The sequence below is a fragment of the Aeromonas sp. s12 genome (assembly GCF_040907925.1).
Taxonomy (GTDB): Bacteria; Pseudomonadota; Gammaproteobacteria; order Enterobacterales; family Aeromonadaceae; genus Aeromonas; species Aeromonas veronii.
Map to the genome: position 1 here is coordinate 285,273 of NZ_JBFOCT010000022.1, position 26,728 is coordinate 312,000.

23 protein-coding genes are annotated in these 26,728 nt (G+C 59.6%); 9 read left to right on the forward strand and 14 right to left on the reverse strand.

Translation table 11 applies throughout. The annotated features are described in order from the left end of the window. Window positions 1–26: 26 nt before the first annotated feature. The gene (ygfK, locus tag AB5Y67_RS11000) at window positions 27–3,137 is read right to left on the reverse strand and encodes a putative selenate reductase subunit YgfK (protein WP_270819647.1); all 3,111 of its coding nucleotides are present in this window, start codon (window positions 3,135–3,137) and stop codon (window positions 27–29) included. A 319-nt stretch (window positions 3,138–3,456) separates the two neighbouring features. Further along, window positions 3,457–4,104, reverse strand: coding sequence for a molybdenum cofactor cytidylyltransferase (mocA, locus tag AB5Y67_RS11005; protein WP_223849298.1), 648 nt, complete (start codon window positions 4,102–4,104; stop codon window positions 3,457–3,459). Window position 4,105: 1 nt separating this feature from the next. Here mocA and yqeC point away from each other — a divergent pair, with 1 nt between their 5' ends. Continuing rightward, window positions 4,106–4,954, forward strand: coding sequence for a selenium cofactor biosynthesis protein YqeC (yqeC, locus tag AB5Y67_RS11010; RefSeq protein ID WP_150389053.1), 849 nt, complete (start codon window positions 4,106–4,108; stop codon window positions 4,952–4,954). A gap of 27 nt (window positions 4,955–4,981) precedes the next feature. Further along, window positions 4,982–6,574: a selenium-dependent molybdenum cofactor biosynthesis protein YqeB gene (gene yqeB, locus AB5Y67_RS11015; RefSeq protein ID WP_199427987.1), complete on the forward strand. Its 1,593-nt coding sequence runs from the start codon at window positions 4,982–4,984 to the stop codon at window positions 6,572–6,574. 71 nt (window positions 6,575–6,645) lie between these two features. On the opposite strand, the gene AB5Y67_RS11020 is transcribed toward yqeB, so the two are convergent. After that, complete coding sequence (locus AB5Y67_RS11020; protein ID WP_157160733.1) at window positions 6,646–7,569, reverse strand: DMT family transporter; 924 nt, start codon at window positions 7,567–7,569, stop codon at window positions 6,646–6,648. A 262-nt stretch (window positions 7,570–7,831) separates the two neighbouring features. On the opposite strand from AB5Y67_RS11020, the gene AB5Y67_RS11025 reads away from it, so the two are divergent. The 4 genes from AB5Y67_RS11025 (at window position 7,832) to AB5Y67_RS11040 (ending at window position 12,153) form a co-directional block, all read left to right on the forward strand. After that, entirely contained in the window at window positions 7,832–8,953 is a 1,122-nt protein-coding gene (locus AB5Y67_RS11025; protein WP_199416310.1) for an ABC transporter substrate-binding protein, read from the forward strand. Window positions 8,954–9,052: 99 nt separating this feature from the next. Then, on the forward strand, window positions 9,053–10,105 hold the full coding sequence (locus tag AB5Y67_RS11030) for an iron ABC transporter permease (protein ID WP_199427988.1): 1,053 nt from the start codon (window positions 9,053–9,055) through the stop codon (window positions 10,103–10,105). After that, window positions 10,098–10,874 (forward strand): ABC transporter ATP-binding protein, encoded by a 777-nt coding sequence (locus AB5Y67_RS11035; protein ID WP_199427989.1) that lies wholly within the window; start codon window positions 10,098–10,100, stop codon window positions 10,872–10,874. Before AB5Y67_RS11030 ends, AB5Y67_RS11035 begins: the two co-directional genes overlap by 8 nt. Window positions 10,875–10,929: 55 nt before the next feature. Next, the gene (locus tag AB5Y67_RS11040) at window positions 10,930–12,153 is read left to right on the forward strand and encodes an MFS transporter (RefSeq protein WP_199427990.1); all 1,224 of its coding nucleotides are present in this window, start codon (window positions 10,930–10,932) and stop codon (window positions 12,151–12,153) included. Between the two features lie 153 nt (window positions 12,154–12,306). Here AB5Y67_RS11040 and arcC read toward each other — a convergent pair whose 3' ends face one another. The 5 genes from arcC to ygeW all read right to left on the reverse strand — a co-directional run bounded on the left by arcC (window position 12,307) and on the right by ygeW (window position 18,684). Beyond that, window positions 12,307–13,239 (reverse strand): carbamate kinase, encoded by a 933-nt coding sequence (gene arcC / locus AB5Y67_RS11045; RefSeq protein WP_199427991.1) that lies wholly within the window; start codon window positions 13,237–13,239, stop codon window positions 12,307–12,309. A gap of 56 nt (window positions 13,240–13,295) precedes the next feature. After that, entirely contained in the window at window positions 13,296–14,717 is a 1,422-nt protein-coding gene (hydA, locus tag AB5Y67_RS11050; protein ID WP_199427994.1) for a dihydropyrimidinase, read from the reverse strand. 114 nt (window positions 14,718–14,831) lie between these two features. Continuing rightward, window positions 14,832–16,049, reverse strand: coding sequence for a YgeY family selenium metabolism-linked hydrolase (locus tag AB5Y67_RS11055; protein WP_199427992.1), 1,218 nt, complete (start codon window positions 16,047–16,049; stop codon window positions 14,832–14,834). Between the two features lie 110 nt (window positions 16,050–16,159). Continuing rightward, on the reverse strand, window positions 16,160–17,359 hold the full coding sequence (gene dpaL, locus AB5Y67_RS11060; protein ID WP_064338026.1) for a diaminopropionate ammonia-lyase: 1,200 nt from the start codon (window positions 17,357–17,359) through the stop codon (window positions 16,160–16,162). Window positions 17,360–17,496: 137 nt separating this feature from the next. Next, entirely contained in the window at window positions 17,497–18,684 is a 1,188-nt protein-coding gene (gene ygeW / locus AB5Y67_RS11065) for a knotted carbamoyltransferase YgeW (protein ID WP_042080838.1), read from the reverse strand. A 612-nt stretch (window positions 18,685–19,296) separates the two neighbouring features. Here ygeW and AB5Y67_RS11070 point away from each other — a divergent pair. Then, complete coding sequence (locus AB5Y67_RS11070) at window positions 19,297–19,890, forward strand: hypothetical protein (protein WP_064338028.1); 594 nt, start codon at window positions 19,297–19,299, stop codon at window positions 19,888–19,890. Between the two features lie 41 nt (window positions 19,891–19,931). Here AB5Y67_RS11070 and AB5Y67_RS11075 read toward each other — a convergent pair whose 3' ends face one another. Further along, window positions 19,932–20,936 (reverse strand): Wadjet anti-phage system protein JetD domain-containing protein, encoded by a 1,005-nt coding sequence (locus AB5Y67_RS11075; RefSeq protein ID WP_064340037.1) that lies wholly within the window; start codon window positions 20,934–20,936, stop codon window positions 19,932–19,934. Window positions 20,937–21,148: 212 nt separating this feature from the next. On the opposite strand from AB5Y67_RS11075, the gene AB5Y67_RS11080 reads away from it, so the two are divergent. Continuing rightward, window positions 21,149–22,390: a triacylglycerol lipase gene (locus tag AB5Y67_RS11080; RefSeq protein WP_064338029.1), complete on the forward strand. Its 1,242-nt coding sequence runs from the start codon at window positions 21,149–21,151 to the stop codon at window positions 22,388–22,390. Window positions 22,391–22,869: 479 nt separating this feature from the next. Beyond that, a complete protein-coding gene (locus AB5Y67_RS11085) occupies window positions 22,870–23,073 on the forward strand; it encodes a hypothetical protein (protein WP_005352285.1) in 204 nt (67 codons plus the stop codon). 79 nt (window positions 23,074–23,152) lie between these two features. On the opposite strand, the gene AB5Y67_RS11090 is transcribed toward AB5Y67_RS11085, so the two are convergent. From AB5Y67_RS11090 to AB5Y67_RS11110, 5 genes are all read right to left on the reverse strand, one after another. After that, window positions 23,153–23,983: a hypothetical protein gene (locus AB5Y67_RS11090; RefSeq protein ID WP_064338030.1), complete on the reverse strand. Its 831-nt coding sequence runs from the start codon at window positions 23,981–23,983 to the stop codon at window positions 23,153–23,155. A 49-nt stretch (window positions 23,984–24,032) separates the two neighbouring features. Further along, window positions 24,033–24,536, reverse strand: coding sequence for a peptide deformylase (gene def, locus AB5Y67_RS11095; RefSeq protein WP_064338031.1), 504 nt, complete (start codon window positions 24,534–24,536; stop codon window positions 24,033–24,035). Continuing rightward, on the reverse strand, window positions 24,536–25,018 hold the full coding sequence (locus tag AB5Y67_RS11100; protein ID WP_064338032.1) for an N-acetyltransferase: 483 nt from the start codon (window positions 25,016–25,018) through the stop codon (window positions 24,536–24,538). Before AB5Y67_RS11100 ends, def begins: the two co-directional genes overlap by 1 nt. Window positions 25,019–25,157: 139 nt before the next feature. Then, a complete protein-coding gene (locus AB5Y67_RS11105; RefSeq protein WP_368207726.1) occupies window positions 25,158–25,655 on the reverse strand; it encodes a DJ-1/PfpI family protein in 498 nt (165 codons plus the stop codon). 20 nt (window positions 25,656–25,675) lie between these two features. Continuing rightward, complete coding sequence (locus AB5Y67_RS11110) at window positions 25,676–26,623, reverse strand: IS30-like element ISAs2 family transposase (protein ID WP_019706001.1); 948 nt, start codon at window positions 26,621–26,623, stop codon at window positions 25,676–25,678. Window positions 26,624–26,728 lie beyond the last annotated feature (105 nt).

Sequence of the window (26,728 nt, forward strand, 5' to 3'; positions counted from 1 at the left end):
TGCTCCTTCGCTTATTCGTTGTTCGTTCAGGCCTCGACGGCCCCCAGCAGGTATTGGTGATGAGCGTGGACATGGCTGATGATGCGGCACATGTCGCCAAGGGCCGCTGGCGCATCCTTGATCCGGCTCTGGGCGTCGATGGTCAGGCGATAGGTCTCGCCATCCTGACGCACCCGCAGTTCGCCACCATCCGCCAGATAGAAACCAGGGTTGCGGCTGTTGTCGAAATCCTCGGGCAGGCTGAAGATGGTGACCTTGTCCTGATAGGGCTTGCCCTGCCACGGGCAGAACTGGGCGCAGTTGCCACATTCGTTGCAGTAGGCATCCAGGTGCAGGGTCTGGAACTGGTCTTTGAAGCCCGGCACCGCGATGGCGACGTTGGCCCGGTTGGGGCAGACATCCACGCACTTGCTGCAGAGGTAGTTGCACTCGAGGCAACGGTGCGCCTCTTGCGCCACGAAGGCATCGCGCTCGTTTTTGTCAACCATGGTGACGGCGATGCTTCCCTTGCGGCGGTAGATCTCATCCTTGCCCGACGGCTGGATGGTCACTTCACTCTGCTGGCTGGCTATATGCTCGCGAGAGAGCACCAGATCCGCGGCGCGGCGGGCGCCACCGATGGCACCGACGATGGAGGACGGGCCGCTCTGCACGTCACCGATAAGGAAGACGTTGCGACGGCTGGTTTCGCCGGTCTGGCTGTCCACCTCGGGCCAGCCATCGCTGCCCAAGGGAATGCCCATCGCTTTGAGCACCTCGCAGTCAGGCTGCTCGCCGATGGCGGTGATCAGCGCATCCATCTGCATCACTTCGGTCTGCTCGGTGGGCACCGGACGGCGGCGGCCCTGCTCGTCAGGATCCCCCAGCGCCATCATCCGCACGACAAGCTTGCCATCTTTGTCAAAGCGCTCTGGGTTAGTGAGGAAGCAGAAACGCACCCCATCTTCTACCGCTTCCAGATACTCCTCGCGATAGGCGGGCATCTCTTTTTCGCTGCGACGGTAGATCACGGTCACATCGCTGACACCCGGCACCTTGAGGGCGGCGCGGGCGCAGTCCATGGCGGTGTTACCGGCGCCGATCACCGCCACATGGCGGCCCAGCGGCAGCGGTTTGCCCTGATTGAAGCTGCGCAGGAAGTGGAAGGATTTGTAAATCCGCTCGTGACCCCCTTCGAGGCGCATGCCACCGTTCTTGTCGGCACCGATGCCGACGAAGACATAGGTAAAGCCCTGGGCGTGCAGCTTGTCGATGGTGAGCGCCGGATCGCAGCCAAACTCGAACTTGACCCCGTGGGCGGCGACAAAGTCGATATCGTGCTGGATAAGCTCGGCCGGGATGCGGAACTCGGGGATGATGTGTTTGACCACGCCACCGGCATCCGCTTCGCGCTCGAACACGGTGACCGGATGGCCGGCACGGGCCAGGAAGTAACCGGCGGAGAGACCGGCCGGGCCGGCGCCAATGACCGCAACCGGGTGCTTGTCACCACTGCCTGCCGGTTTATGCCAGCGAGCCTTGTACCCTTCCCAGCCCAACTCGAGGGCCACTTTTTTCAGCTCGCGGATATTGAGCGCGCTGTCGTAATCGAGACGGGTGCAGTTGTACTGGCACTGGTGATCGCAGATATGGCCGGTGATGGCGGGCAAGGCGTTGCGCTGATAAATCAGCTCAAGGGCCGCGACATACTCCCCCTCGCCCATCAGGCGAATGTACTCGGGGATATCCTGATGCACGGCGCAGGCGGTGACGCAGGGCGCTACGTAGCAGTCGGTCAGCGGCAGGCCGCCACCCACTTCGATGCGATCGTCGGACTTCCACTCCTTCTGGGTGTAATCCATGGTGAGGGCCTTGGCGGCAAGCGCTTCCAGCTTGGCCACATCCACCCGACTCATGCCCCAGCTATCGGAGGCATCGATCTCTTTGAGGCACTCCAGCTGGCGCAGATAGCCACCCGGTTTGAGCAGGTCGGTGGCCATGGTGATGGGACGAATACCAGTCTCGAAGATCTCGGCGATATTGAACTTGCTGGCACCACCGGAGTAGGAGATGGGCAGCTTGCCATCGAAGGCGCGAGACAGCACGGCCGCCACGTTGATGGAGAGCGGGAACAGCGCACGGCCGGACATATACATCTCATCCCCCGGCAGCGCACCTTTGCGGTTGATGGTGCCCAGGGTGTTGGTCAGCTTGACCCCGAAGGTGAGCCCCTTCTCGACCCCCAGCGCCATCAAACGGGTCAGCATCGCCTTGGCCTGCTCCAGCTTGAGGTCGTGATCGAACGACTCTTCGCTCAGGCCAATGTAATCAAAGCCACAGGTATCGAGGATCTCGCGCACCCGCGGGTAGCCCAGCAGGGTCGGGTTCAGTTTGACGAAGGTGTTGAGCCCCTTCTCTTCCAGCATGTAGCGGCAGATGGCCTCAATCTCGTTCGGTGGGCAGCCGTGCATGGTAGAGAGGGTAACGCCGTGAACCAGATTGGCCGGGATGTGCTCCACCAGCTGTTGCAGGCGATCGCGGCGCGCCCCCAGTCCCAGCTCGGCGATAAACTGCTCGTCGGCCACGAGGTCACGTACCACCTGCTGGTACTCGGCAAATTTCGGATTGCTGCTGGCATCCATCAGGCTGTGGATGAACTGCTGCATCGGTGGCTGTTTGATGCCATCGAGGTTGTAACCCACGCTCATGTTGAAGATGAAGGACTTGGCCTCTCCGTCGAGACGGGGGTCGAACACCTCCTCCAGCAGATAGAGGGCAAACCAGGCCTTCAGATACTCGTCAAACGCCTTGGGCAGGGTGAACTCGGTAGACCACTCGGTGTTGAAGCACTCGTCTTCGGCGTCGATGCAGGGCTTTTCCAGTTCGAGACGGTCCAGGATCTGCACCGTCTTGAGCTCGATAAAGCGCCCGCCGGTCAGCCAGGAGGTGACGATGTTCTGGGCCAATTGGGTATGGGGGCCGGCTGCCGGGCCGATGGGGGTCTCGCAGGTTTCACCGAACACCTTGATCTTGCGCTCGTCCTGCTTGCGATAAAATTGTGCGGCGGGAATACCGAAAATGCTCTGACTCTCTTTATATTCCGCAAAAATACGGGTCAGAAGGTTCTTGAAGGGAACGGGTCGCATAATATCGCCCATGGCTATCTCCTTGCAGCTGTTCTGCCCATTGGCAGCATGAATAAATGGGGTATCCCGCACGGGTGTTCCCCCTTGGCAAGGAGAGGAGCAACAATCAGGCCACTACAGTTACAAAACTATTTTTTACGGTAAAAGCGTGAGGCAGCTCCAATTAATGGAGAGAATTTACGATGCCACCATTATGGGTATTGCGAGTAGTTATCAATCACTCTGGAATTTACTTAATGAGCAGTTCAAAAAGAACTCACCCTATCAGATCAAGTGCGAGAAATATCACTTTGATACGCCATTTATCTCCCCGTTATCTTTTTAAACTGGGTTATTTCGTGGGCTCGCTCTCATTTTCAAGAATACCACCCAGCAGCGCCTGATAGCGCTCCGGAGTATCCACATCAAACAGGATGGCGGGGCTGTCAACGGGCACCATACGGTGCGGATGCCCTTGCAACCAGCGTCGTACCGACGGCTGCACCGGGGCTGCAGCCAGCTCGTGGGCAAGGGATTTTGGCAGCAACACCGGATGGCCCGCCTCCCCCTGCCAGGTGGGAAAGAGAGCCTCACAACCCCGTGCCTGCCAGAGCTGTTGATAGACCTCGCGCGGGATACAGGGGAGATCCCCGTGGCTGATAAAGAGGTAGTCAGCGTCACTGGCCGCCAGAGCGCAGCGGATGGAGCTGCCCAGCCCCTGCCGATAGTCGGGGTTGTAGACGACAACAATATCCGGCCGTGATCCGTAGCGCGCTTGAAGCTCCTCGCCACGATGGCCCACCACCAGAATAACCCGCTGACAAAAGGCCAGGGCATTTTTGAGACTTGCATCAAGCATTGTCCCCTGGCAATAAGGTAGCATCATTTTCCAGGTGCCCATTCGGGAAGATAAACCCGCCGCCGTTATTATACAGTCACACTGCACCTGTTCCTGGCAACGTTGTTTTCCACTCCCTTCGATATTTATTTTGGTCGTCATTATGTCGCACCCACACGCTGTTGCTGTCGCATTTCCAGATATAGATCCGCTATTAAACCCGCTCACCAAAAATATTGATAGCCATACTACCTTAATTAGCCTCTGCGGGGCCGGTGGAAAAACCAGCACCCTGTTCAGGCTGGCGGAATATTTTTATAAACAGGGTAAAAGGGTGCTAATTACCACCACCACCAGGATGTTTCTGCCTGCCCCGTCACACTATCGGGAATTGATCCTGGAAGCCGATCCCGTCCGCCAGTTGACCCGCTGTCAGCAGCTGCCCGATGAACCGACTCTGGTCGCCCTGTTCAGCCATATCGATCAGGCCAGCGGCAAGGTGGCGGGCCCCACGCCCCAGCAGATTGATCTCATCAAGGGGCAGCAGCGCTTCGATCTGATCCTGGTCGAGGCGGATGGCGCCAATCACAAGTTATTGAAAGTGCCCGCTTTGCACGAACCTTGCATTCCCCAGAGCAGTGATTGGGTGATCGCCCTGACGGGAGGTGCCATGGTGGGGGCCAAGGCCGACCCGCAGCAGATCCACCGCTGGGCAGAGCTTCAGGCCCTGTGCGGGATAGAGGCCGGTGCCCCGCTCGACTGGGCCCTGTTTCACCAGCTGCTCTCCCACCCCGAGGGGCTGTTCAAGGGCACCCCGGCCAGGGCGCGCCGGATCTGGTTTATCAATGGGGATTATCAAAATGAGGCGTCGTGGCTCGATGAATTGATAAAGCTGCATAGCCGCCACCCCGAGATCCACGCCATCTGGCAGGGGGCGGTTCGCGAACCACAGCCCATTCGCCTCGCACTCGGTTACTTCGCTCAGGATGAGGCACAGCCGCCTCGCCCATGATGGTTTAAGGATAAGAAGAGGTACCTTATGAATCTTTTTGCACACGCAGCCCGACTGGAACAGGAGAACACTCCCTTTGCCATGGCCCAGATCATCGAGAGCCGTGGATCCACGCCTCGCCATCAGGCCCAGATGCTGGTAATGGCCGATGGCCGGATCCTCGGCACCATCGGCGGCGGCATGATCGAGCGGCTGGTGATCGAGGAAGCGATAGCCGCCATTGCCGAGCGCAAGCCGCGCATCTTCCACGGCCGGATGGCCCGCAACGGCGAGCATGCGGTCGGGTCGGATTGTGGCGGCGCCATGTCGGTCTATATCGATGTCTATGGTCTGCGCCCCCGGCTGGTGCTCATTGGTGCTGGTCACGTCAACCGGGCGCTGGCACATGCTGCGGCGACTCTGGGTTTTGATATCCATGTGGGCGACTGTTTTGAAGGGAGCCTCAACCCCGATCACTTCCCCGCCGGCACCCATCTCAAACAGGCCGATACCATCAGCGCGGTGATCGAGGCGCTGGCCATCGAGCCCGCCAACTTCGTCATCATCGCCACCAACCATCAGGACAAGGAGGCGCTGGAGCGGCTCATCAACCGCCCCCTCGCCTATTTGGGGCTGCTCGCCAGCAAGCGCAAGGTGCAGACCTTCACCCAGGCCCTGCGCCAGCAAGGGGTGAGCCACGAACAACTGCAGCGGCTGCACGCCCCCATCGGCTACAACATAGGTGCCGAGACCCCCGAGGAGATAGCCATCAGCATCCTCGCCGAGCTGCTGCAAGTGAAAAACGGCAAATCGGGTGGGCTAATGCAGGATGACGTGCGCCTCAAGCGGGATCAACTGGTGGTGATGCGCGGCTCCGGCGACATCGCCACCGGCGTCGCGTTGCGCCTGCACAATGCCGGCTTCAAGGTGGTGATGCTGGATCTCGACAAACCCACGGTGATCCGCCGCACCGTCGCCTTCGCTCAAGGGATGTTCGATGGCGAAACCAGGGTCGAGGGTGTGTGCGCCAAGCGGGTCGAGAGCGTTGAGCAAGCGTTCGAGCAGCTGGATCGGGGCGTCATTCCGCTACTGGTTGACCCCGACTGCGCCACCCTCGCCGAGCTCAAGCCCCGCTATCTGGTGGATGCCATCCTCGCCAAGCAGAACCTCGGCACCCACAAGGAGATGGCCCACATTACGGTGGCCCTCGGCCCGGGCTTTGAGGCGGGGCGCGACTGCGATGCGGTGATCGAAACCAACCGTGGCCACCATCTGGGCCGAGTCATCTATCAGGGCCCCGCCCAGCCCAATACCGGCATTCCCGGTGTCATCGAGGGGCACTCCGCCCGCCGGGTGGTGCGCGCCCCCGTCGCCGGGGTGATGAAGAGCATTATCAAGCTCGGTGATCTGGTGCAGGAGGGAGATGTGATTGCCCATGTAGGGGATGCCCCCATTATCGCGCCCCTCTCCGGCATGGTGCGGGGGCTGCTCAGTGATGGCATTGAAGTCCCGGTCGGCTTCAAGATTGGCGATATCGATCCGCGTGGCGAGCGCGCCGATGCCTCCACCGTCTCTGACAAGGCGCGCGCTATCGGCGGCGCCGTGCTGGAAGCCATGATGCATCTGGCTCAGCGCAGATAAGAGAGTGTTCTTAAAACCAGAAGGGCCCGCCATGATGGCGGGCCCTTTTTATTTCGTTGCCAGCAATCGGCTCAGCCGTGCTTGATGCGGGTCTCCCCCGCCACCGATACCACGGAGCGCTTGCCCTTGCGGCTAATCACCAACAATGCCAGCACAATAAGGGCGATACCGCTCCCCTCCACCGGCCCCGGATTTTCGCCGAGCAGCCACCAGGAGAGCAGCACACCGGTCACCGGCACCGCCAGGGTGCTGAGGCTGGCAATCCCCGCAGGCAGCTTTTTCAGCACAAACAGCCAGAGACTCCAGGCGATGGCGGTGGCGAAGATGGCGCTATAGGCCAGCGCCCCCATCACATAGGGCTGCCAGTCGATGGGGCGCTCCGGCACCAGCGCCGCCACCAGTGTCATCACCAGGGTGGCGTAGATCATCTGCCAGGTGGTGAGGGACATCAGATCCACCGAAGGGTGGCGGGCATACATCCGCTTGGCGATGATGGCGCTGATCCCCCAGCAGATGCCGGAGAGGATCGCCAAGAGCGCACTCTTGAGGGATTCAAGGTGCAGCAGCCAGGGCTGGATCACCAACAGCAGCCCGCAGGCCGCCACCCCGACCGCCAGATAGTGCAGCTTGCGCATCCGCTCGCCGAGAAAGAGCGCCGCGAAGATCACCACCCAGAACGGCATGGTGTAACTCAAAATGGCCACCTTGCCCGCCCCGCCGCTGATCAGGGCCCACTGGGCCAGCCCCACCATGCCGCAGGTCTGGAACAGGGCGATGGCCAAGGTATAGCGAAACGGGGTGGGCTTGAGATAACGGCGGCCGCGCAGGGCCAGCACCAGCAGCAAAACCAGAGATCCGCACAGGCAGCGCAGGGCGGTGAACTCGAAGGCCCCCGCGTAGAGCATCACCTGCTTCATCACGATCCAGCTGTAACTCCAGATAGCGGTGAGCAGGATCAATCCCACCAGCGCCGCCATATTGATCTTTGTGCTCATTACTCTGCCTTTTTGGCGCCTGTGCGCCTGCATGCCGGGCTAACCAGCCCCGAAAAGTGCCATCTTACTCTTGTGGGGGCCGACAGCCCAAACGTGCACGCCCCCTGAAGAGGGGCGTTGGCGAAGAACCTTGCCAAGGTGGGCCTCGAACGACCAACACGCTATATACGTCCCTTATCTGACCCCTGGTAAAATCGATTGCCACCATTAAACGCAAATGCTAATACTTCTCACCCCAAAATCCGTTTAAGGTTTTCACAAGATGTTTCGTCACCCCCTGGCAAAGTTGCTGCTGCTCGGTCAGCTCGCCCTGATGAGCTGGATGGCGCAGGCAAATCCCCCGGTTGAAATAGAAGATGTGATGGGCCGCAAGGTCTCCCTCAGCCTGCCGGCCAGCCGTATCGTGCTCGGTTTCTATCCCGAGGATTATCTGGCCGTGGCCGGTGAAGGCGGCGCCGATCGGCTGGTGGGCATGTCCCGTGGCTGGTTCGTCAAATCCCGCCCCGCCATCTGGTCGCTCTATGTGGCCAGCCTGCCGCAACTGGCCAAGGTGCCTGACCTTGGCAATGTGCAGGATCAGAGCTTCTCCATCGAGAAGACCCTGGCGGTCAAGCCCGATCTGCTGATCCTGGCGAAGTGGCAATATGAGGCCCTCGGCCCGGATCTGCCACGCTTCGAACAGGCTGGGATCCCGGTGGTGGTCATCGACTACAACGCCCAGACCCTGGAGCGCCACATGGCGAGCACCTTGCTGCTGGGCAAGGTGACAGGTCAGGAAGCTCGTGCCCAACAGATGGCCGACGAATACAAGGCCAAGATTGACATCATCACCTCCCGCATCGCCGCCGCGAAGCGCCAGCCCCCTCGGGTCTATATCGAGCTAGGTGACAAGGGACCTGCAGAATACAGCTACACCTATGGCAAGGACATGTGGGGTGCGATGGCCCTACTGGCCGGGGGTGACAACGTCGCGGCTCCCTTCGTCGAGCGCTGGGGCCCCATCCATCCTGAGCAACTGCTGGCGAGCAAACCCGAGGTCATCCTGATGGCTGGCTACGAGAGCGTGAGCAGCGCAGAGGCGATGCAGGTCGGCCAGGATGTGTCGGCCGAGACGGTGCGCCAGCGCCTACAGGGCTTTGCCGCCCGCCCGGGCTGGAGCGAGTTGCCCGCAGTGCAGCAGGGTCGTCTCTATGCGGTCTATCACGGCGCCACCCGCAGCATCATGGATGCCGCGCTCATCGAGTTCATGGCCAAGGCCCTCTACCCGGATCTGTTCCAGGATCTCGATCCACTGGCCACCTATCAGGGCTTTTACCAGCGCTATCTGCCCATCCGTCCCCAGGGCACCTTTATGCTGGGCATCAAGCCGGGCAAGGCAAACTGAATCTGGTCGTTCGGGCTCTGCCTGTCTAGGCAAAGCCCTCTTAATCCCTCTTTCACCCTTGTGGGCGCCTCTCATGGCGCCCGTTTCAGGATTGTCATCATGAATGATTTGGCTGCCCTGCAGCAGACCCTCGCCCGCCAGCGGCAACGGGAGCGCCGTCGCGGGCACTGGCTCCTGTTGCTCACCCTGGTGCTGTGCATTACCCTGGTGCTCGACATCGCCACCGGCCCCTCTCTGCTGCCACTGGGCAAAGTGGTCGATGCCCTGCTCACCCCCGCCCAGGCTGATCCCATGACCCGCACCATAGTCCATGACATGCGCCTGCCCATCGCCCTGATGGCGCTGGTGGTCGGTGCGGCGCTGGGCCTTGGCGGCGTCCAGATGCAGACCCTGCTGGACAATCCGCTGGCCAGCCCCTACACCCTGGGGCTCGCGGCGGCAGCGGGGCTCGGTGCCGCACTGGCGCTCTATACCGGCGGTCTTGGGCTCCCTCCCCTGATTGCCATTCCGGCTGGCGCCTTCATCCTCTGCATGTTTGCCGCGAGCCTTTTATTTGGCCTGGCCATGATGCGCCATGTCAGCAGCCAGACCCTGATCCTGGCGGGCATCGCCCTGCTGTTCCTGTTCCAATCCCTGCTCTCCCTGCTGCAGTTTCTCTCCTCCCCCGAGCTCAACCAGCAGATCCTGTTCTGGCTGTTTGGCAGCCTGATGCGCACCACCTGGGACTCCCTGATCATCACCGCCGCCGTCACCCTGATCTGCACCCTGCTCATCTACCGGGATGCCTGGGCCCTCACCAGCCTTCGCCTCGGGGAAGCCCGCGCCCGCAGCCTCGGGGTCAATGTCGACAGACTGCGCATGAAGACCCTGATCCTGGTCGCCCTGCTCACCGCCACCGCCACCAGTTTCGTCGGTGTCATCGGCTTCGTTGGCTTGGTGGCGCCCCATATTGCTCGCATGTTGGTGGGGGAGGATCAGCGCTTTTTGATCCCGCTCTCGGCCCTGTGCGGCGCCTGCATGCTCTCGGCGGCCTCGGTGCTCTCCAAGTCCATTATTCCGGGGGCTCTCTTTCCCATCGGCATTGTCACCGCCCTGATTGGCGTGCCCTTCTTCATCTGGTTGATCCTCGGCAGGGGGCGTAAACGTGCTTGAAATATCCCGACTCTCCCTCTCCCTCTCCCTCGGCCAGCAGACCCTGCTGCGAGATCTCAGCCTCACCCTGCATCCGGGTCAGGTCCACGTGATCATCGGTCCGAACGGGACCGGCAAGACCTCCTTGATGCGCGCCCTCTTTGGTGAACTGACCCCGGATAGCGGCGACATCCGCCTGGGGGGCCAGAGCGCCCGCCAGATGACGCAGGCCAAATGGCGCCAGCAGTTTGGCTACATGCCCCAGAACATCCAGCTGGAGCTGGACTTGAGCGTCATCGAAGTGGTGGTACTCGGTCGCCTCGACAGCCTCTCCATGCGTCTGGCGGACGAGGACATCCTGGCTGCAGGTCGCGCCCTGCAGGCGCTCGGCATCGCCCATCTGGCGGATCGCCCCCTCTACTCCTTGAGCGGCGGCCAGCGACAGATGGTACTGTTCGCCCAGGTGCTGCTGCGCGATCCCCGCATCATGATGCTGGACGAGCCGGTCAGCGCCTTGGATCTGCACCACCAGATGCAACTGATGGAGCACCTGTGTCAGCAGACCCGCGAGCAGCAGTGGATCACCCTGGTGGTGCTGCACGATCTCAACCTCGCAGCCCAATTTGCCGATCAGCTGATCGTGCTGGCAGGGGGCGATCTGCAGGCCTTCGGCCCCCCCGCCCGGGTGCTCGACGCGGCCCTCATCGAGCGCCTCTACCATGTGCCGGTGGAGATAAGCCACGATCAGAGCGGCATCCCCTTCCTCAGAACCGTTCGAAAGGCCTCATGACACAGCGCTGCGCCCCCCCTGCAACCACCTACCCACGCGCTGGCGGGAGGCGCACATGAACGGCGCCTCCTACTGGCGGGACTGGCAGGGCATGAGCCCGGCTGCCCGCCTGCTTATCACCAACGGGCTGGCCTTCAACCTCGGCTTCTACATGATGATGCCCTTCCTCGCCCAGCACATGGGTAGCGGGCTGGGTCTCGCCGGTTGGGCCTGTGGCCTGGTCATGGGGATGCGGGTCTTCAGCCAGCAGGGGCTCTTTCTCTTGGGGGGCACCCTTGGGGATCGCATCGGCTATCACCCCGCCATCGTCTGGGGCTGCCTGGTGCGCTCCATAGGCTTCGTGTTGCTCGGCTGGGCCGAGTCCCTGCCCATCCTGCTGCTGGCCGCCGCCCTCACCGGCTTTGCGGGGGCCCTGTTCACCCCTTGCGCCCAGGCGTATCTTGCCAGCGAATGCCACAACCCGAGCCAGCGTCAGCGCGCCTTTGCCCTGCACAATCTCGCCAGCGAGGCGGGCATGCTGCTCGGGCCCCTGGTTGGACTGACACTGACCCAGCAGAGCTATACCCTGACCGGCTTGTTGGCGGCGAGTCTGTTCGCCCTGCTCGGCGTGCTGCAATACCGGGTGCTGCCCAAACGCCCGGTGAGCCACCAGAGTCCGCGTGGCGCCATTTTGCGCCAATGGAGAGAGATAGTGCGCCAGCGCCCATTTATCGTGTTTACCCTGCTGGCGGGCAGCTACCAGATCCTGTTCCACCAGCTCTATCTCGCCCTGCCCGCCCATATCCAGAGTCTGCCGGATGCCACCCACCTGCTCGGCGGCGTCTTTACCCTCTCGGCGGTGATCGGCGTCCTGCTCCAGCTACCAGCCTCCCGTCTGGTAGAGAGGCACCTGGGAGTGCCGCTCGCCATGGGGTTGGGTATCGGGATGATGGGCTTGAGCTACCTGGCTCTACCGCTGCTGGCACCTTGGCCGACGGCAGGCGTGTTGACGCAGGTAGCCCTGCTATCGCTCGGATCCATTCTCTGCTTCCCACTCTTTTCCGCCCAACTGCCCCGATACGCCCCTCCCGAGCAGCTCGGCAGCTACTACGGCTTCTATGCCAGCGCTGGCGGCTGCATGGCGCTCTTTGGCAACCTGCTCATCGGTTTTATGTTGGGGGATGCGGGCAGCCACCCCGCCACAGTCATCTGGCTGCTGCTGGCGATGATTGGTTTGCTCGCCGGTATCGGCCTCTACAGGTTTCTGCCATCCACAAAAACCGGTTGCCACTCCAACTAGCCCCATTGCCACTCCCACAGAGCGGTTCATCTGGCCTGCAGAACACGATCGACAGTGATGATCCGTCACCGCCATCCCAATAAAACTGAGTGTGGAGCCAAGGCTCCACACTCTATCAGGGGGCCGGATGCCCCTGCGGGTCAATACGCATGATTACAAGCTGATCACGGTACCGGTCTTGCCAGCGATCCCCTCGGCTGCCTTTTCCAGCAGGGTGATGAGGGATTTTCGCCCCGGCAGAGATGTGGCAAACGAGAGCGCCGCCTCCACCTTGGGCAGCATGGAACCCTTGGCAAACTGCCCCTGTGCAATAAAGCTGTTGGCATCGGCCACGCTCAGCTGATCGAGCCACTGCACATCGGGCTTGCCGAAGTTGATGGCGACCTTCTCTACCGCGGTAAGGATGATCAGCATGTCGGCGTCGATAAGCTCCGCCAGCTTGGCACTGGCCCAATCCTTGTCAATCACCGCACTGGCACCGCGCAGGTGATTGCCTTCGCGCAGCACCGGAATGCCGCCGCCACCGACGGTGATCACCACCTGACCAGCGGCCAGCATGGCAGAGACGGTCTCTTTCTCGATGATGTCGACGGGTTTGGGGGAGGCCACTACACGGCGATAGCCGCGACCGGCGTCCTCTTTGAGCCGCTCGCCCTTGGCCATCAGCGCCTCGGCCTCCTCCTTGCAGAAGAAGCCGCCGATGGGCTTGCTGGGGTCGTGGAAGGCGGGATCATTTTTATCCACCTCAACCTGGGTCACCAGCGTGGCGACCGGCTTGTGGATGCCGCGTTCCAGCAGGGCTTCGCGCAGAGCATTTTGCAGGTCATAGCCGATATACCCCTGACTCAGAGCCACGCAGACCGACATCGGCAGATGGGGGGACTTGGGCTCGTGGCGGGCCGCTACTTCGAACGCCTGCTGGATCATCCCCACCTGCGGCCCGTTGCCGTGGGTGACCACCACCTCGTGCCCTTGGGCGATCAGGTCGGCGATGGTGTGCGCCGTGCTCTGCACCGCCTTCATCTGCTCGGGCAGGTTGTTGCCCAGAGCGTTGCCCCCCAGGGCCAGTACGATACGCTGTTTCATCTTGTGCTCTCCGATGATAAGGGTGGGCCGGTGTCATACCGACTCTGTTGTTCTGTCTATTGCTGTGCTGATTGCTGTTCTCTGACCGCTTCGCCCAGCAGTGGATCAAAGGGTGCTCTGGCCAAAAACCGGCCATGCCCCCGTTGTCCGGTAAACTCGCCGTCGCGAGCGACTATCTCGCCGCGACTGAGGGTCATCCTGATCTGGCCGGGGCAGCGCATCCCCTCGTAGGGGCTGTAGTCACCGTTGTCATGCAGCGCGGCATGGCGGATCAGAGTCTCGCCACGGGGATCCATCAGCACCAGATCGGCATCAGACCCCGCTTGCAAGTTGCCCTTGCGCGGCCAGAGGCCAAACAGGCGTGCCGAATTGGCGCTGGTGAGGGCCACAAAGCGCGACGGCGAGATGCGCCCGCCCAATACCCCGTGGGCAAACAGCAGCAGCATCCGGTTCTCGACCCCGGGCAAGCCGTTGGGGCAGCGGCTGAAATCGCCGCCTGACAGGGTCATGCGCTGGGCGTGGGAGAAGTTGCAGTGATCGGTCGCCACTGTATCGATGTCGCCCGCAGCGATACCGACCCACAGCTTGTCCTGCTCGCGGCGTGAGCGCAGCGGCGGGCTGAGCAGATAGTCGACTCCGTTCTCCCAGTAGTAGCAGGAATCATCCAAAAGCAGATATTGCGGGCAGGTCTCCACCCAGACCGGCTGACCCTGACGACGCGCCAGTTTCAGATACTCCAGTCCCAAGCCATTGGAGAGGTGGACGATATAGAGTGGCGCATTGCCAGCGAGCCCCGCCAGATTGATCATCCGGGCCACCGCCTCGGCTTCGCACTCCAGCGGGCGGCTTTGCGGGTGATACCAGGGCTCATGATGGCCAGCGGCCAATAGGGCAGCCCGGCGCGCCGCGATGGCGGCATCGTTCTCGGGATGGACGGTGGCGAGCGCCCCCACCTCCTTGAGGCGGGCCAGGGCGCGCAGCACGTCGTGATCACCCAGCTTGTACTGGTAGGTGAGATAGAGCTTGAAGCTGCTGATCCCCTCCTCCTGCACCATGGCGGCCATCTCGTGGAGGATGGCGTCATCCACATGCTGGACAACGCCGTGAAAACTGTAATCGATAACCGCCTGATCGGCGGCATAGTCGTGATAGCGGGCCAGCTGGTGATGCAGATTGCACCCCGCCGGGCCAAATCCCATGTGGTCGATGATGGTGGTGGTGCCACCACAGGCGGCGGCACGGGTACCGCTGAAAAAGTCATCGCAACTGCGGCCAATCCCCACATCGATGTTGAAGTGGGTGTGGACATCGATGCCACCCGGCATCACATAGCAGCCGCTGGCATCGATCACCTCGGTTTCGCCATCGGGCTGGATATCGGCGGCACGGGCGCGGATCACCCCGTTTTCGATCAGCAGATCCTGACGATATTCACCCTGCGCATCGACCAACACACCGTTTTTGATCAGCCGTTTCATCCCCACCACCTCGAACATCACTTCAAACAGCAAAACCCCGCCTCAACACAGACGGGGCACTTGCCACACTTGCGACAGCCGGGCGGCGATGGCAGTCACCACCCGGCAGCCCCCTTACTTGTCCAGCTCGGCCAGATAGAGCATGGGGATCACGGCGTACATGGCGGCGCACTTGACCAGATGCTCTTTCCAGGTCTTCTCGTTCGGCGCGTGGGCTTCCGGCTCTTTACCCGGGCCAAAACCGATGACCGGAATACCGTGGCGCCCCATGATGGAGACCCCGTTGGTCGAGAAGGTCCACTTGTCTACCACCGGCTCCTTGTTGAACAGCTCGCGATAAGCCTTGGAGAGGGTTTTGACGGTGATGTGATCCTCTTCCACCTTCCAGGTCGGGAAGTAGCACTCGGTCGGATAGACCAGACCGGTATAGGCCGGACGGTCGTACTGGTACATGGAGACCTCGGCACCGGCGGCTTGTACCGCTGGCAGGGCGCGGATCTCATCCAGCGCACCTTGCCAGGTCTCGCCCCAGGTCAGACGACGGTCGATGGAGACGGCGCAGCTATCCGCCACGGCGCAGCGGCTTGGCGAAGTGAAGAAGATCTCGGAGACGGTCAGGGTGCCCTTGCCGAGGAAGTCATCGTTGCCAAGGTTTTGGCTCAGCTCCTGCAGCTCGCCAAGGATGGGGCCCATCTTGAAGATGGCGTTGTCACCGCGCTCCGGCGCGGAGCCGTGGCAGCTCACCCCCTGCACTTCCACACGGATCTCCATGCGGCCACGCTGGCCACGGTAGATCTGGCAGTCGGTGGGCTCGGTACTGACCACAAACTCGGGGCGGATCTTGCTCTGCTCGATGATGTACTGCCAGCAGAGGCCATCGCAATCCTCCTCCTGCACGGTGCCGGTCACCAGCAGGGTGTACTGATCTTCCAGCCCCAGATCCTTGATGATCTTGCCCGCGTAAACCATGGAGGCCATACCCCCTTCTTGGTCAGATGCACCGCGGCCACCGATGATCTCGTGATCTTCCATCCCCTCATAGGGGTCGAAGGTCCAGTTGGCGCGGTTGCCGACACCGACGGTATCGATGTGGGCATCCATGGCGATCAGGTGCGGGCCGTGGCCGATATAGCCCAGCACGTTGCCCATGGGATCGATCTCAACCTTGTCAAAACCAACCTTCTCCATCTCCTGCTTGATGCGCAGCACCACGCGCTCTTCATTGCAGCTCTCGCTCGGGATGGCGATCATGTCGCGCAGGAACTGACTCATCTCGGCCTTGTACTGGTAGGCCTTCTCCAACACCATTTCAAACGGAATTTGCTTGCTCATTGTGATTCTCCATAACAACTGAGAGTGCGCGGCCTGTTCGTCGGCAGCGCCCTGTGCCCGTTACCGCGCCCCGTTGGCGAGGCGCGATCAGTTCTTTGATTTGTGGTTGCTTACTCGCAGGCCGGGTGTTTGCCTTCCCACACCACTTCCCGGTAGTGGGTCACATCGGTGTCCCCTTCGGTGTTGATGATCAGCACTACGGAGTCGCGACTTAGCCCCAGACGTTCCATCAGCGCCGCGCGATCCGGGTGGTGGCGCACCGCAGCCAGCACGCCGGTGCCGACCGAGCCGGACTCACCGGAGATGATGCGGGGGTCATTGCCAAGGGGGTTGCCCAGCACCCGCATGCCCAGCGCCGACACCTTGTCGTGACAGGAGATGAACTGGGTGGTGCAGCTTCTGAGCAGCGGCCAGCCGAGGGGGTTGGGTTCGCCACAGGCGAGACCGGCCATGATGGTGCGCATATCGCCCCCCACGTTGACCATCTCCCCCGCCACACCGGAGCGGTAGATGCAGTCGGCCTGATCCGGTTCGACCACGATACTGTGCAGGTTTTTCGCCCCGAAGCAGTCCACCAGATAACCGAGCACACCGCCCGCCAGCGCCCCGACCCCGGCCTGCAGCAGCACGTGGGTCGGCTGCTTGATGCCCATGGCCTGCATCTGCTCGACCGCTTCGTCGGCCAGAGTGGAGTAACCCTGCATGATCCAGGTCGGGATCTTGGTGTAGCCCTCCCAGGCGGTGTCCTGCACTATGTGCCAACCGCGCTCTTCGGCCATCTTCATGGTCAGGCGCACGGTGTCGTCGTAGTTCATGTCGGTGACGATGCACTCGGCACCGAGATTGAGAATGTGGTCAACCCGCTCCCGGGCCGAGCCCTTGGGCATGTAGACCACCGCATGCTGACCCACCTGCTTGGCGGCCCAAGCAACGCCGCGACCGTGGTTGCCATCTGTGGTAGTGGCGAATGTCATCGGCTCCTTGATGGTGCGTTTGATGAGATCGAAGGAGAAATCCTCGATGGCCACCCCATATTTTTCACAGAGCAGGTTGGCGATGGCATAAACGCCACCCAGCATCTTGAAGGCATTGAGGCCAAAGCGCTTTGACTCGTCCTTGACCAATATATTTTTCACCCCGATATAGGCGGCCAGAGCTTTCAGGTCGCACAATGGGGTCGGTTCATAACCGGCCAGTTTTTTATGAAAAGCGCGAGCCTTTTGTGCTTCGGCGCGAGAAAACAGCGGAGATGGCTCGGCGGTAAAAAAGCGGTTATCGGCAATATCCATCTTCAAAGAAAATTGGGACATGCTTACCTCACTAGGCGTTACCTGACAAAGAGCTGCCTCGCCGGGAGATCCGTTATTCAGATGCCACGGGGAGAAAACTCGAAATAATGGATTCGACAGCGTGGGCAGGATGAATATTCACCCTGCCCTGCCGTTATTTATTTCACCCGCTTTTGCGCCTCTTTAATCAGATTTTCCAGGGTTTCTGCCGGGGCGGAGAATTTACGGGCCATGATCATGGCGGCGATAATATAGGGCTTCCAGCTCGCCTCTTTGTAAGTGGCGATACGGTATTTCTCGAATACCCCTTCGGTTACTTCCCCTTCCTTGCAGGAGACACCGGAAATATCGGCGGGCAGGCAGTGCATATAGAGCGCTTCGCCACCCTTGGTGAGCTTCATCATCTCCTCGGTGCAGTGCCAATCCTTGTGCTTGGCGTTCTGCTCAAGGCAATGTTTCTCCAGCTCTTTGAGGCCAGCGTGGTCATTGGCGCGCAGCAACTCGGTGCGCCGCTCCATCACCTTGTAGGGGGCCCAGGACTTGGGATAGACGATATCCGCATCCTTGAACGCCTCTTCCATGGAGGTGACCTGACGGAAGCTGCCGCCAGATGCCTTGGCATTCTCTTTGGCTACTTCGATCACGTCCGGGATCAGGTCATACCCTTCCGGATGGGCCAGGGTCACGTCCATACCGAAACGGGTCATCAAGCCGATGATGCCCTGCGGCACGGAGAGCGGCTTGCCGTAGCTCGGGGAGTAAGCCCAGGTCATCGCAATTTTCTTGCCCTTGAGGCTATCCAGGCTGCCGAAGTGCTCCTGCAACCAGGCGAGATCAGCCATCGACTGGGTCGGGTGATCAATGTCGCACTGCAGGTTGACCAGCGCCGGACGCTGGGGCAGTACGCCCTTCTCGAACCCTTCATCCAGTGCGGCGCCCACTTCGCGCATATAGGCGTTGCCGGCACCGAGGAACATGTCGTCACGAATGCCGATGGCATCGGCGCAGAAGGAGATCATGTTGGCCGTTTCACGGACGGTCTCACCGTGGGCGATCTGGGATTTGCCCTCGTCCAGATCCTGCTGGGCCAGACCGAGCAGGTTCAGCGCAGAGGCGTAAGAGAAGCGGGTTCGGGTGGAGTTATCGCGGAAAACCGAGATACCGAGCCCGCTATTAAACAGTTTGGTGCAGATATTTTCGGCGCGCAGGGTCTTGAGTGATTCGGCCAGTTTCAATACCAGCTCCAGCTCCTGAGGGGTTTGCTCCCAGGTCAGCAGAAAATCTTTTTCATGCAAGTTGGATTTGAGTGCTCTGATCTCTTTGATTAATTCGTTAACTGCTTTCATCGTTCGCCCCAATCATTGGATGAGATATGGATAGCTCCCCTTTCACTCACGATGTCACCAGCATCCCGGTTGTGGGTGAGCGCGTCGGTTAGCGTCGATATGAGGCAATCAATAACCGTGCCAAACCAATAAAATGCAGGCAGATATTAATAAATGACGAAAGTGTGTGATGCCACCCACAAAATCAGTGGCTATTTCAGCGGTTTATTCCATAAAAGGATGGATAGGGTGGCCAAGCGATAAAATAGCCGGGTGATAATAATCAGAGGCGATATCTCGGCATCGGTGAGAATTATCATCAAAGGTCAGTTTCAGGGGCTGAAATGATATCAGCGGGGTTGCCGTTATCATTATGATAATGCCGTGCAGTGACTTGCTCTTTTGTTACCACCTCTTCTGCAGAAATGTCACGGCCATTTAACCTCCCTTGCACTCCCCGCCCGTATCGCCTCTCGCCTTATCTTCCGATCACATTGCTGGGCGCGGTTGGCCCAAGGTGCTAACGTGAATACGCCAGCTGCGCATCTGTCTCGGATGCTCAGAAGAGGCCGACGTTCACTGCCGCAACTGCGCGGATGAACCTGCATGACTTACATCTTTGAGGGATTATCTATGTCCAGGAATGCTGCTCTGCTCATCACCCTGACCCTGCTCGGGATCGCCCCTGCCCACGCCATCAGCGCCAAATATGCCGAGCAACTGGAGCGTTCCGGCTGCACCCAGGTTACCGAGGCGCAGGGCTGTGACATTCGCAAAACCAAAGCGGAAAATGCCAAGGCGGGATTTGGCGCGGCCGCCCCAGCCGCGGAGGGCGGTCTGAATCTGAGCTATGAGCAGAAGCTCGAGCGCTCGGGCTGCACTCAGGTGAGCGAGCTTAATGGCTGCGATATCAACAAAACCAAGGCTGAGAACGCGGCTGCCGGTGTTGGCAATGCTCCGGCCGCGGCAACCAGCGCCAGCCCCTATGCGGGCAACTGGATCGCCACCTTCCCCCAAACCGGCGCCACCGTGGCCAATATCCGCATCGATGGCAAGGATCAGGTGTGGGTCAACGACAAGAAGGTCAATGCCAAGAAATCCGATGGCGCGCTGGTGTTCAAGGATGGCATGGTCATCTACACCATTCAGGGGGATCGCCGCATCAAGGGTGAAGATGGCTGGGTCGATAATGATGCCGGAACCAAGGGGCCCATCAACGCCAAGTAAACAGCTGACCACGAAATGACGGGGAGCGCGGACTCCCCGTTTCACCCCTGATTGCCCATCTCTTCCAATGACCAGCTCCGCCAGTGAGGGGCCAGAATCAATACCTCCTGCTCCAGCCAAGTCCCGTCTGTGAACAGTTTATCGAGCCAGGGGACGTCTGCCGGCGAGCCATGATCATCGACCTGATCGGCCTGCGTCGTCACACGCCAGGGCACCTTGCCACTGCCCGCCGCAAAGGTGCGTACCGGACGGGCATAGTGCTCCAGATAAGGCTGCAGCTCACAGGGAAGCCAGAGCATGGCAGGACGATTTAGCTCGCGCGCCAGCTCGATGGCAATATCGATACCCCGTTGATCGAGATCACCGAAATGGGCCCACTGCACGCCCGCAGGCAGCAGCGGGATCAGCTGTTTGGCCAGGGTGGTATTGCGACCGGGGGCAAAGAGCAGCAGTTGCCCGGGTTGCAGCGGGTAGTCGACGAAGGCCCCCTTATTCTCCACCGTAATAACCCGCTCCCCTTGCCAGCCGATGGCCGCCAGCGTGCCCAGAGTCCGCTCCGGCAACGCCAATTCCTCCAGCAGTGCCATCATTGCCGTCATATCGTGCAGCTGACCCTGCCGATCGACCAGTGAGAGCGGTTCGAGGGTACGGATGCGGATCACCTCATCTTGCGTGAGCGACAAGTCCGCAAGCTGTGGCGCGGCAAGGGATGCTGATCGCGGATGCTTGCTGTCCCCATGCCAGAGGGCATAAAAGCAGGCCTGATTGAGCCGTGCAGGCAAACTCACTCCCAGACGTTGCAGATGCTCCCCCTTGTCCGGTTCGGGGGGCGCAGCCCGTGCCAGTTGTCCGGTCAGAAAAGTCCGCCCCGCGTCGGTCAATATATGACGGGAACTGCGCCCAACTGACTCGACTCCACCCAAAGCCTGCAGCAACTCCTTCAACTCGCGGCCATGCCGACTCTCAAGGGAGCAGCCCTTCTCGTTCTGGCTATCGAGCAACCGTGCACACAAATCCTGTACCCGCACCTCATTAAACAGCGACATCATCACCTCTCCATGTGGCTTCATATGACGAAGTAGAGGTGATTTTCCCTGTCATTACCGTGACCGGCTTCGCAAGCGGTTCTTATCAGCCCCGCCATGCATGGCCCGTTACTGGTAAACCCGCCACAAAGGGCGCAAGCTGGTTTGATATAGAGATACGCTGCGCTCTTCGCGGCACGACAACGCGATACCCGCTTCCACAAGGGCTTGCCATGACCGACGCCACAGACCCATCGCCATCCTCTTCCTGGCATCTTTCGGATATCCGCGAACTGGCGCACCTGCTGACTCTGGCGCTGCCCGCCGCGGTAGAGATCACCGAAGCAGTGCATCAGGCGGTACTGAGCGGTATGGGGCTCAAGGGACGGGATGAGGGAAAAACAGCCGGGATCACCGGGCTGGTCTACAAGGGGGTACATGGCACCGCCAACAACCTAAGCAGCGGCATCAACCATCTGCTCAGCCGCCTGCCAGCCACACCGCCGCCCCACAAGATCCCCGAAACCCCGAAACGCGCGGCCCTGATCGCCACGCTCAACGGCGTGTTGGGGGACAAGCTGGTCGAACACCACAATGCCCTCGCCACCCCCATGACCCTGCGCTATCAGGGCAAGCCCCTCGATTGGCAGGCGATGCCGGAGGATCTACCCCGCGAGGGACGGGTGCTGCTGATGATCCATGGCCTCTGCATGAACGATCTGCAGTGGCAGACCGAACATCAAGGCAAACCGGTCAATCACGGAGAGCAACTTGCCGCCGCGCTTGGCTATCAGCCTCTTTACCTGCGCTACAACTCGGGCCTGCCCATTACACAAAACGGGCAGCAACTTGCCCTGTTGCTGGAGCAGTTGCTCGCCCACTGGCCGGGAGAGCTCAAAGAGATAACGATAATGGGCTACAGCATGGGGGGACTGGTTGCACGCAGCGCCTGCCACCATGCCAACCAGGCCGGGCTTACCTGGCTTGCGCACCTTGCCAACCTGATCTTTCTCGGCACACCACACCACGGCGCACCGCTCGAACATGCAGGTCACTGGCTGGAGCAGTTACTGCCCGCTACCGCCTACAGCGAACCCTTCGTCAGACTGGCGCGGCTGCGCAGTGCTGGCATCAAGGATCTGCGCCACGGCAAGGTGACCGAGACGCTCGCCCAACCCGACCTTGCCGCGCCCTTGCGCGATCCCCGCGTCCCACTCCCCTTGCCCTGCAGCGTCAACTGCTATGCCATTGCCGCGACCACTGCCACCAAGCGCAGCCTGCTGGCCGACCGGCTGATTGGCGATGGACTGGTGCCGCTACGCAGCGCCCTCGGTCAGCACAATGAAGCGCGCCATCAGCTGGCTTTTCTTCCTGCCCATACCCTGATTGTCTATCGCACCAGCCATATGGCCCTGCTCTCCAGCCCGCAGGTTGGCCAGCAACTGCTGCGCTGGCTCAGCCCCTTGCAGTTATAGCGAGCTGGCTATTAAAGCAACAGAGTGCTGGTTCACAAAGGAGCCCTGTGGCACTCTGGGACGTCAAAGGGAAGACCCACACTGACACCTCATGTGTCCTCACTGCAAAGGAGCGCCACCGATGGCCAAAGCAAGCAAGAAAGAGATCAAGAAGAAGATCGCCGCTCGTCTTGAGAAAATTGCCAAGCATGAAGGCAAGATCAAGAAGCTAAAGAAGGCCCTGAAGTAGGGCCCATCGCATAAGAGAAACCGCCAAAAGGCGGTTTTTTCATCCCCCTTTCGCCCCTTTACCATCGTTTTGATACCAATGGCCTTGATGTAAACGCCTCAAGCGCACCTCAGCAGAACAACCCGACTGAAGCCACGCACGTTCTCACCGCTGATATTTGGTCTAACAGCGCCAATCGGGCGCCGCGCGTGCCCATGCCAGCAACTACCTTCAACGGAGTGTTTGATATGAGCCAGCAGTGGAGCGCCATATGTACTCTTACACCCTCACCTTCAAGGAAGATGTCGATCGCCTGACCGCCCCCGAGCAGGAGATCACCTTGCAGAGCCCCGCTCAGGCGGGGGATTTTATTATCCTCTCCGACGGCAGCCGCCATCAGGTGATGTTTGTCACCCACCGCGCCCACTACAGCAGCCTCTATCTCGATAAAGGGGTCAGGGTGCCGCAAAGCTAGCGAAGCTCATTCTTCAGTTTGCGAAAGCAAAAGAGCGGCACCTGGCCGCTCTTTGATAAGTCGTGATATGGCGTTGGCGTCACAGCACCTTGATCACCGGTTGGTGCACTATCTCGACGTCATCTTTATAGACCACCAACTCACCCGGTGGCACGCCTCGCTCACCCAATACGGTGACAACGCACTCGTAGCGATAGGGGCCGCTCGTGAAGAGATAGGTATGATTGCCCCCCGTCCCCTCCACCCTGACGGTGCCATTTTTCAACACCAGATCCGGCTTGTCGGCGAGCGTCTTGCCCTTGGCCCAGGAGGCGTAGCGATAGTGGCCATCGTCCAGCTCGTCGATGCGGATGGTAAATTTCTCGGTCTGCCACATCAGCTCGGGGCTCTTGTACTCCCGCACACTGGGATGCAGACCACTCTTCTGCCTGGCGATAAGCTCGGCTTTAAATTTGGCGGCCTGCGCCGTCTGATGATTGATACCGATCACCTTGCCATCAAAATCCATCCAGACCTCGCCACTGCCGAGCATAATGCCGCGCCACCCCATGGTCTGCCAATCCTGCCCGACCCGTGATGTAGCGATGCTTTTTAATATGGCGTCATCAAATACCTCATCAAAACGGGTCAGCATCTCCGCCGGGGTTTTGATGGCGGGAATGGGATGCTCCTGCTTGAAGGGGTACTTCATCTGGTTGGCAAGGGCCTGATGATCCCGGGCTTCTGCCGCATCGACCAACTGCTGCACAAAGGGGCGATATTCGGCCGGCAGTTGCTCTTCATCGGCTGATACAGTGAGAGCTACCCACAATGTTCCCAGCAACAGCAGAGCCTTCAGCCCATAACGTCTCCGCACCTCATTGCTATTGCGGCCAAACAGTGCCCTGACATTCCATCTTGCCACTTTCATTCTGCCTGCACTCCACATTACTAAAACGGCCAGCCACTATCCGCAAACATTAGCTGGCGGACTTGAGAGATTTTTTAACTCGTTTGAGTGCCATCTGCCGCTTGAGCGGTGACAGGTAATCAATGAACAAGTTGCCATCCAGATGATCAATTTCATGCTGCATGACAATGGCCAAAAAATCGCTGCTTTCAATCGTAATCGGATTGCCTTTTCGATCCAGTGCAGATACCACCACCGAGCTGTAACGCTCGACATCCGCATAATAATCCGGCACGGAGAGACAACCCTCTTGTCCAAGCACCTTGTCAGTACCGCTTATCACTTGTGGATTAATCAAAACCAGCGGCTGATCCCTGCTCTCGGACAAGTCGATAATAACGACGGCCTCTTTACGCCCGACTTGAGTCGCGGCCAAGCCAATCCCGTTTTCCGTCGCATACAGGGTCTCCAGCATGTCATCGATCAGCCCCTGTACGGCAGCGATATCCTCAACCCGCTCGGCCTTGAGCCTCAATTTGGGGTCGGGAGCCGTCAAAATATTCAAAATTGCCATCACAACTCTCCATTAACCACTTTTTTCAATCCGAGGTCACAGCCCAACGGCCGGGACATGGAGACAAACGCCTGATCCTCTTCAACCACGTTGTAACCAAGGCGCTCATAAAACCGTATCGCCCCATGGTTCTCTGTGAAGCTGGACAAGGTGACCCGGCATTTCCCCTCACGCTCAGCCTCCTGATGAAGCCGTTCCATCACGGCAGCGCCAAGCTGCCGCCCCTGATACTGAGGGAAAATGATCAGCAGATGGACATGCTGGGCATCCTCATATGGCTTGCTACATAACAAACCAATGCGTTCTCCCCCATGCAAGATCCACGAAAACCATTGCGGCAGATAGGAGCTGGTTATCCGTTCACGTTGAAATTGGTCATCCCAGCCAAAGAGCGCCTCAACATAGGGAAAAATCCCCTGTTTCACGGCAGTAAAGACCTGATCAAATTCATTTTGCGACACATCAATCAGCTCAATATCCATCTCATTCCCTGCTCAAGCCATATTGAAAAAAATAAACAAACTGATAAATTATTAAGACATACTGATAGCCAAAAAGATCTACCCTGAGCACTCAATATAAAGCACCAAGCTATTTTTACTTCAACAAGAACTCGTACATTTAGCAGATGCCACCGTCGAGAAACCCCATCCCCTCTTTAATTTTTTCTAGATTGGCTTTTGAGGTAAGCATCTCCACGACAAGAAACGCAACGTTTATTGCAGTGGACGGGCTACGTGAAGTGATAATATTCCCATCGATAACGATAGGTTGATTCAGTACCTGTACACCATACTCTTGCATCTGTTGTTGCCGTTTCTGACTCAGATGATAAGTCGTACCATTGCGACCACTTAGCACACCACTTTTGGCAATAGGCAATGCCCCCACGCACACCGAAGCAACAACTTTTCCCTTGGCATCAAAATCTTTAATCCATGCCAATAGCCTTGGGTCATATGCATCATCATAAAAGCCTGCACGGCTCATACCACCCGGTATTACTAGGGCATCAAACTCTTCGATATCTATTTCATCAAACAGACATTCCGGTTCGATCGTAAAATTCCATGCACATTTAACTCGTTGGTGAAAACCAACTGTAGTTCGCGAATTCAACTTCGAAGTGCGACACTCGCCTATGCCGCCTGACGGTACTCTTCGAATACCTTGACAGGCTGCCTGAATCCGAGACATTTCCGAGGTCGTAGGTTGAGCCACTGCTCCGCTCTCCTGACATCCTCGTCCGTGACCTCTCTCAGGTCTGTTCCCTTTGGGATAAACTGCCTCAACAGCCCATTGCTGTTCTCGTTCAGACCGCGCTCCCACGAAGAGTAAGGGTGCGCAAAGTAAGTCTCGGCACCCAGCGCTTCCTCTATCGCCTTGTGTTCGGCAAACTCGCCGCCGTTGTCAAAGGTGATGGTATGCACCTGCTCGATGTAGGGAGTTAACATCTCGATTATCGCATCCCGCACCACCCCAGCCTGTTTGCTCGCGACCCGCTTGACCAGATAGAGCCGGCTCTTGCGCTCCACCAGGGTGACCAGTGCACCTGTGCCTTGCTTGCCCAGCACCGTGTCCGCCTCCCAATCACCGAGCCGCTCCCGGCTATCGACGATAGCCGGCCGTTCATCAATAGAGCGGGCTTCCTTGATGGGAGAACGCAGGCTGCTCGCCCCCTTGCGGTAGCGCTTGTGGCCCTGGCGCAGATGGCGGTACAACTGGCCACCCCGGGCTTTGTCGGCGGCCACATGGCGGTATATCCACTCGTGACTCACCATGAGGCCTATCTGCTTGCCCACCGCGCTTATCTGCTCCGGGCTCCACCACCAGGCGAGTGTCAGCTCGACAAACTGGATGACATCGGCAGATAGCCGAGATTTGGCCGCACTGGCCCGTCGGTGGGTGGCGTGCTGATGCGCATTGTCTGGCTGGTAGCCCTGCGGCCCGGCGTTACGACGCAGCTCCCGGTAGAGGGTGGAGCGATGAACGCCAATGGCGCGTGCGGTGGCAAGGATGGACATCCCCTGTGCGCGAAGCACCGATAACTGGTATCGTTGCCCCTCGGTCAACTGCTGATAGCTCATGGTGATACTGCTTTTACTTTGGCGAGCAGAAGGGTACCACCAATCAGCAGTTGGCCACCTCTCGCCATTCATCCATGAGTGTCGCACTTATTATCTGAATTCCCG

Bases quoted from the DNA above. Each gene is read 5' to 3' on its own strand.
- ygfK (WP_270819647.1), bottom strand. From the start codon at position 3,137: ATGGGCGATATTATGCGACCCGTTCCCTTCAAGAACCTTCTGACCCGT.
- mocA (WP_223849298.1), bottom strand. From the start codon at position 4,104: ATGACGACCAAAATAAATATCGAAGGGAGTGGAAAACAACGTTGCCAG.
- yqeC (WP_150389053.1), top strand. From the start codon at position 4,106: ATGTCGCACCCACACGCTGTTGCTGTCGCATTTCCAGATATAGATCCG.
- yqeB (WP_199427987.1), top strand. From the start codon at position 4,982: ATGAATCTTTTTGCACACGCAGCCCGACTGGAACAGGAGAACACTCCC.
- AB5Y67_RS11020 (WP_157160733.1), bottom strand. From the start codon at position 7,569: ATGAGCACAAAGATCAATATGGCGGCGCTGGTGGGATTGATCCTGCTC.
- AB5Y67_RS11025 (WP_199416310.1), top strand. From the start codon at position 7,832: ATGTTTCGTCACCCCCTGGCAAAGTTGCTGCTGCTCGGTCAGCTCGCC.
- AB5Y67_RS11030 (WP_199427988.1), top strand. From the start codon at position 9,053: ATGAATGATTTGGCTGCCCTGCAGCAGACCCTCGCCCGCCAGCGGCAA.
- AB5Y67_RS11040 (WP_199427990.1), top strand. From the start codon at position 10,930: ATGAACGGCGCCTCCTACTGGCGGGACTGGCAGGGCATGAGCCCGGCT.
- arcC (WP_199427991.1), bottom strand. From the start codon at position 13,239: ATGAAACAGCGTATCGTACTGGCCCTGGGGGGCAACGCTCTGGGCAAC.
- hydA (WP_199427994.1), bottom strand. From the start codon at position 14,717: ATGAAACGGCTGATCAAAAACGGTGTGTTGGTCGATGCGCAGGGTGAA.
- AB5Y67_RS11055 (WP_199427992.1), bottom strand. From the start codon at position 16,049: ATGAGCAAGCAAATTCCGTTTGAAATGGTGTTGGAGAAGGCCTACCAG.
- dpaL (WP_064338026.1), bottom strand. From the start codon at position 17,359: ATGTCCCAATTTTCTTTGAAGATGGATATTGCCGATAACCGCTTTTTT.
- ygeW (WP_042080838.1), bottom strand. From the start codon at position 18,684: ATGAAAGCAGTTAACGAATTAATCAAAGAGATCAGAGCACTCAAATCC.
- AB5Y67_RS11070 (WP_064338028.1), top strand. From the start codon at position 19,297: ATGTCCAGGAATGCTGCTCTGCTCATCACCCTGACCCTGCTCGGGATC.
- AB5Y67_RS11075 (WP_064340037.1), bottom strand. From the start codon at position 20,936: ATGTCGCTGTTTAATGAGGTGCGGGTACAGGATTTGTGTGCACGGTTG.
- AB5Y67_RS11080 (WP_064338029.1), top strand. From the start codon at position 21,149: ATGACCGACGCCACAGACCCATCGCCATCCTCTTCCTGGCATCTTTCG.
- AB5Y67_RS11085 (WP_005352285.1), top strand. From the start codon at position 22,870: ATGTACTCTTACACCCTCACCTTCAAGGAAGATGTCGATCGCCTGACC.
- AB5Y67_RS11090 (WP_064338030.1), bottom strand. From the start codon at position 23,983: ATGAAAGTGGCAAGATGGAATGTCAGGGCACTGTTTGGCCGCAATAGC.
- def (WP_064338031.1), bottom strand. From the start codon at position 24,536: ATGGCAATTTTGAATATTTTGACGGCTCCCGACCCCAAATTGAGGCTC.
- AB5Y67_RS11100 (WP_064338032.1), bottom strand. From the start codon at position 25,018: ATGGATATTGAGCTGATTGATGTGTCGCAAAATGAATTTGATCAGGTC.
- AB5Y67_RS11110 (WP_019706001.1), bottom strand. From the start codon at position 26,623: ATGAGCTATCAGCAGTTGACCGAGGGGCAACGATACCAGTTATCGGTG.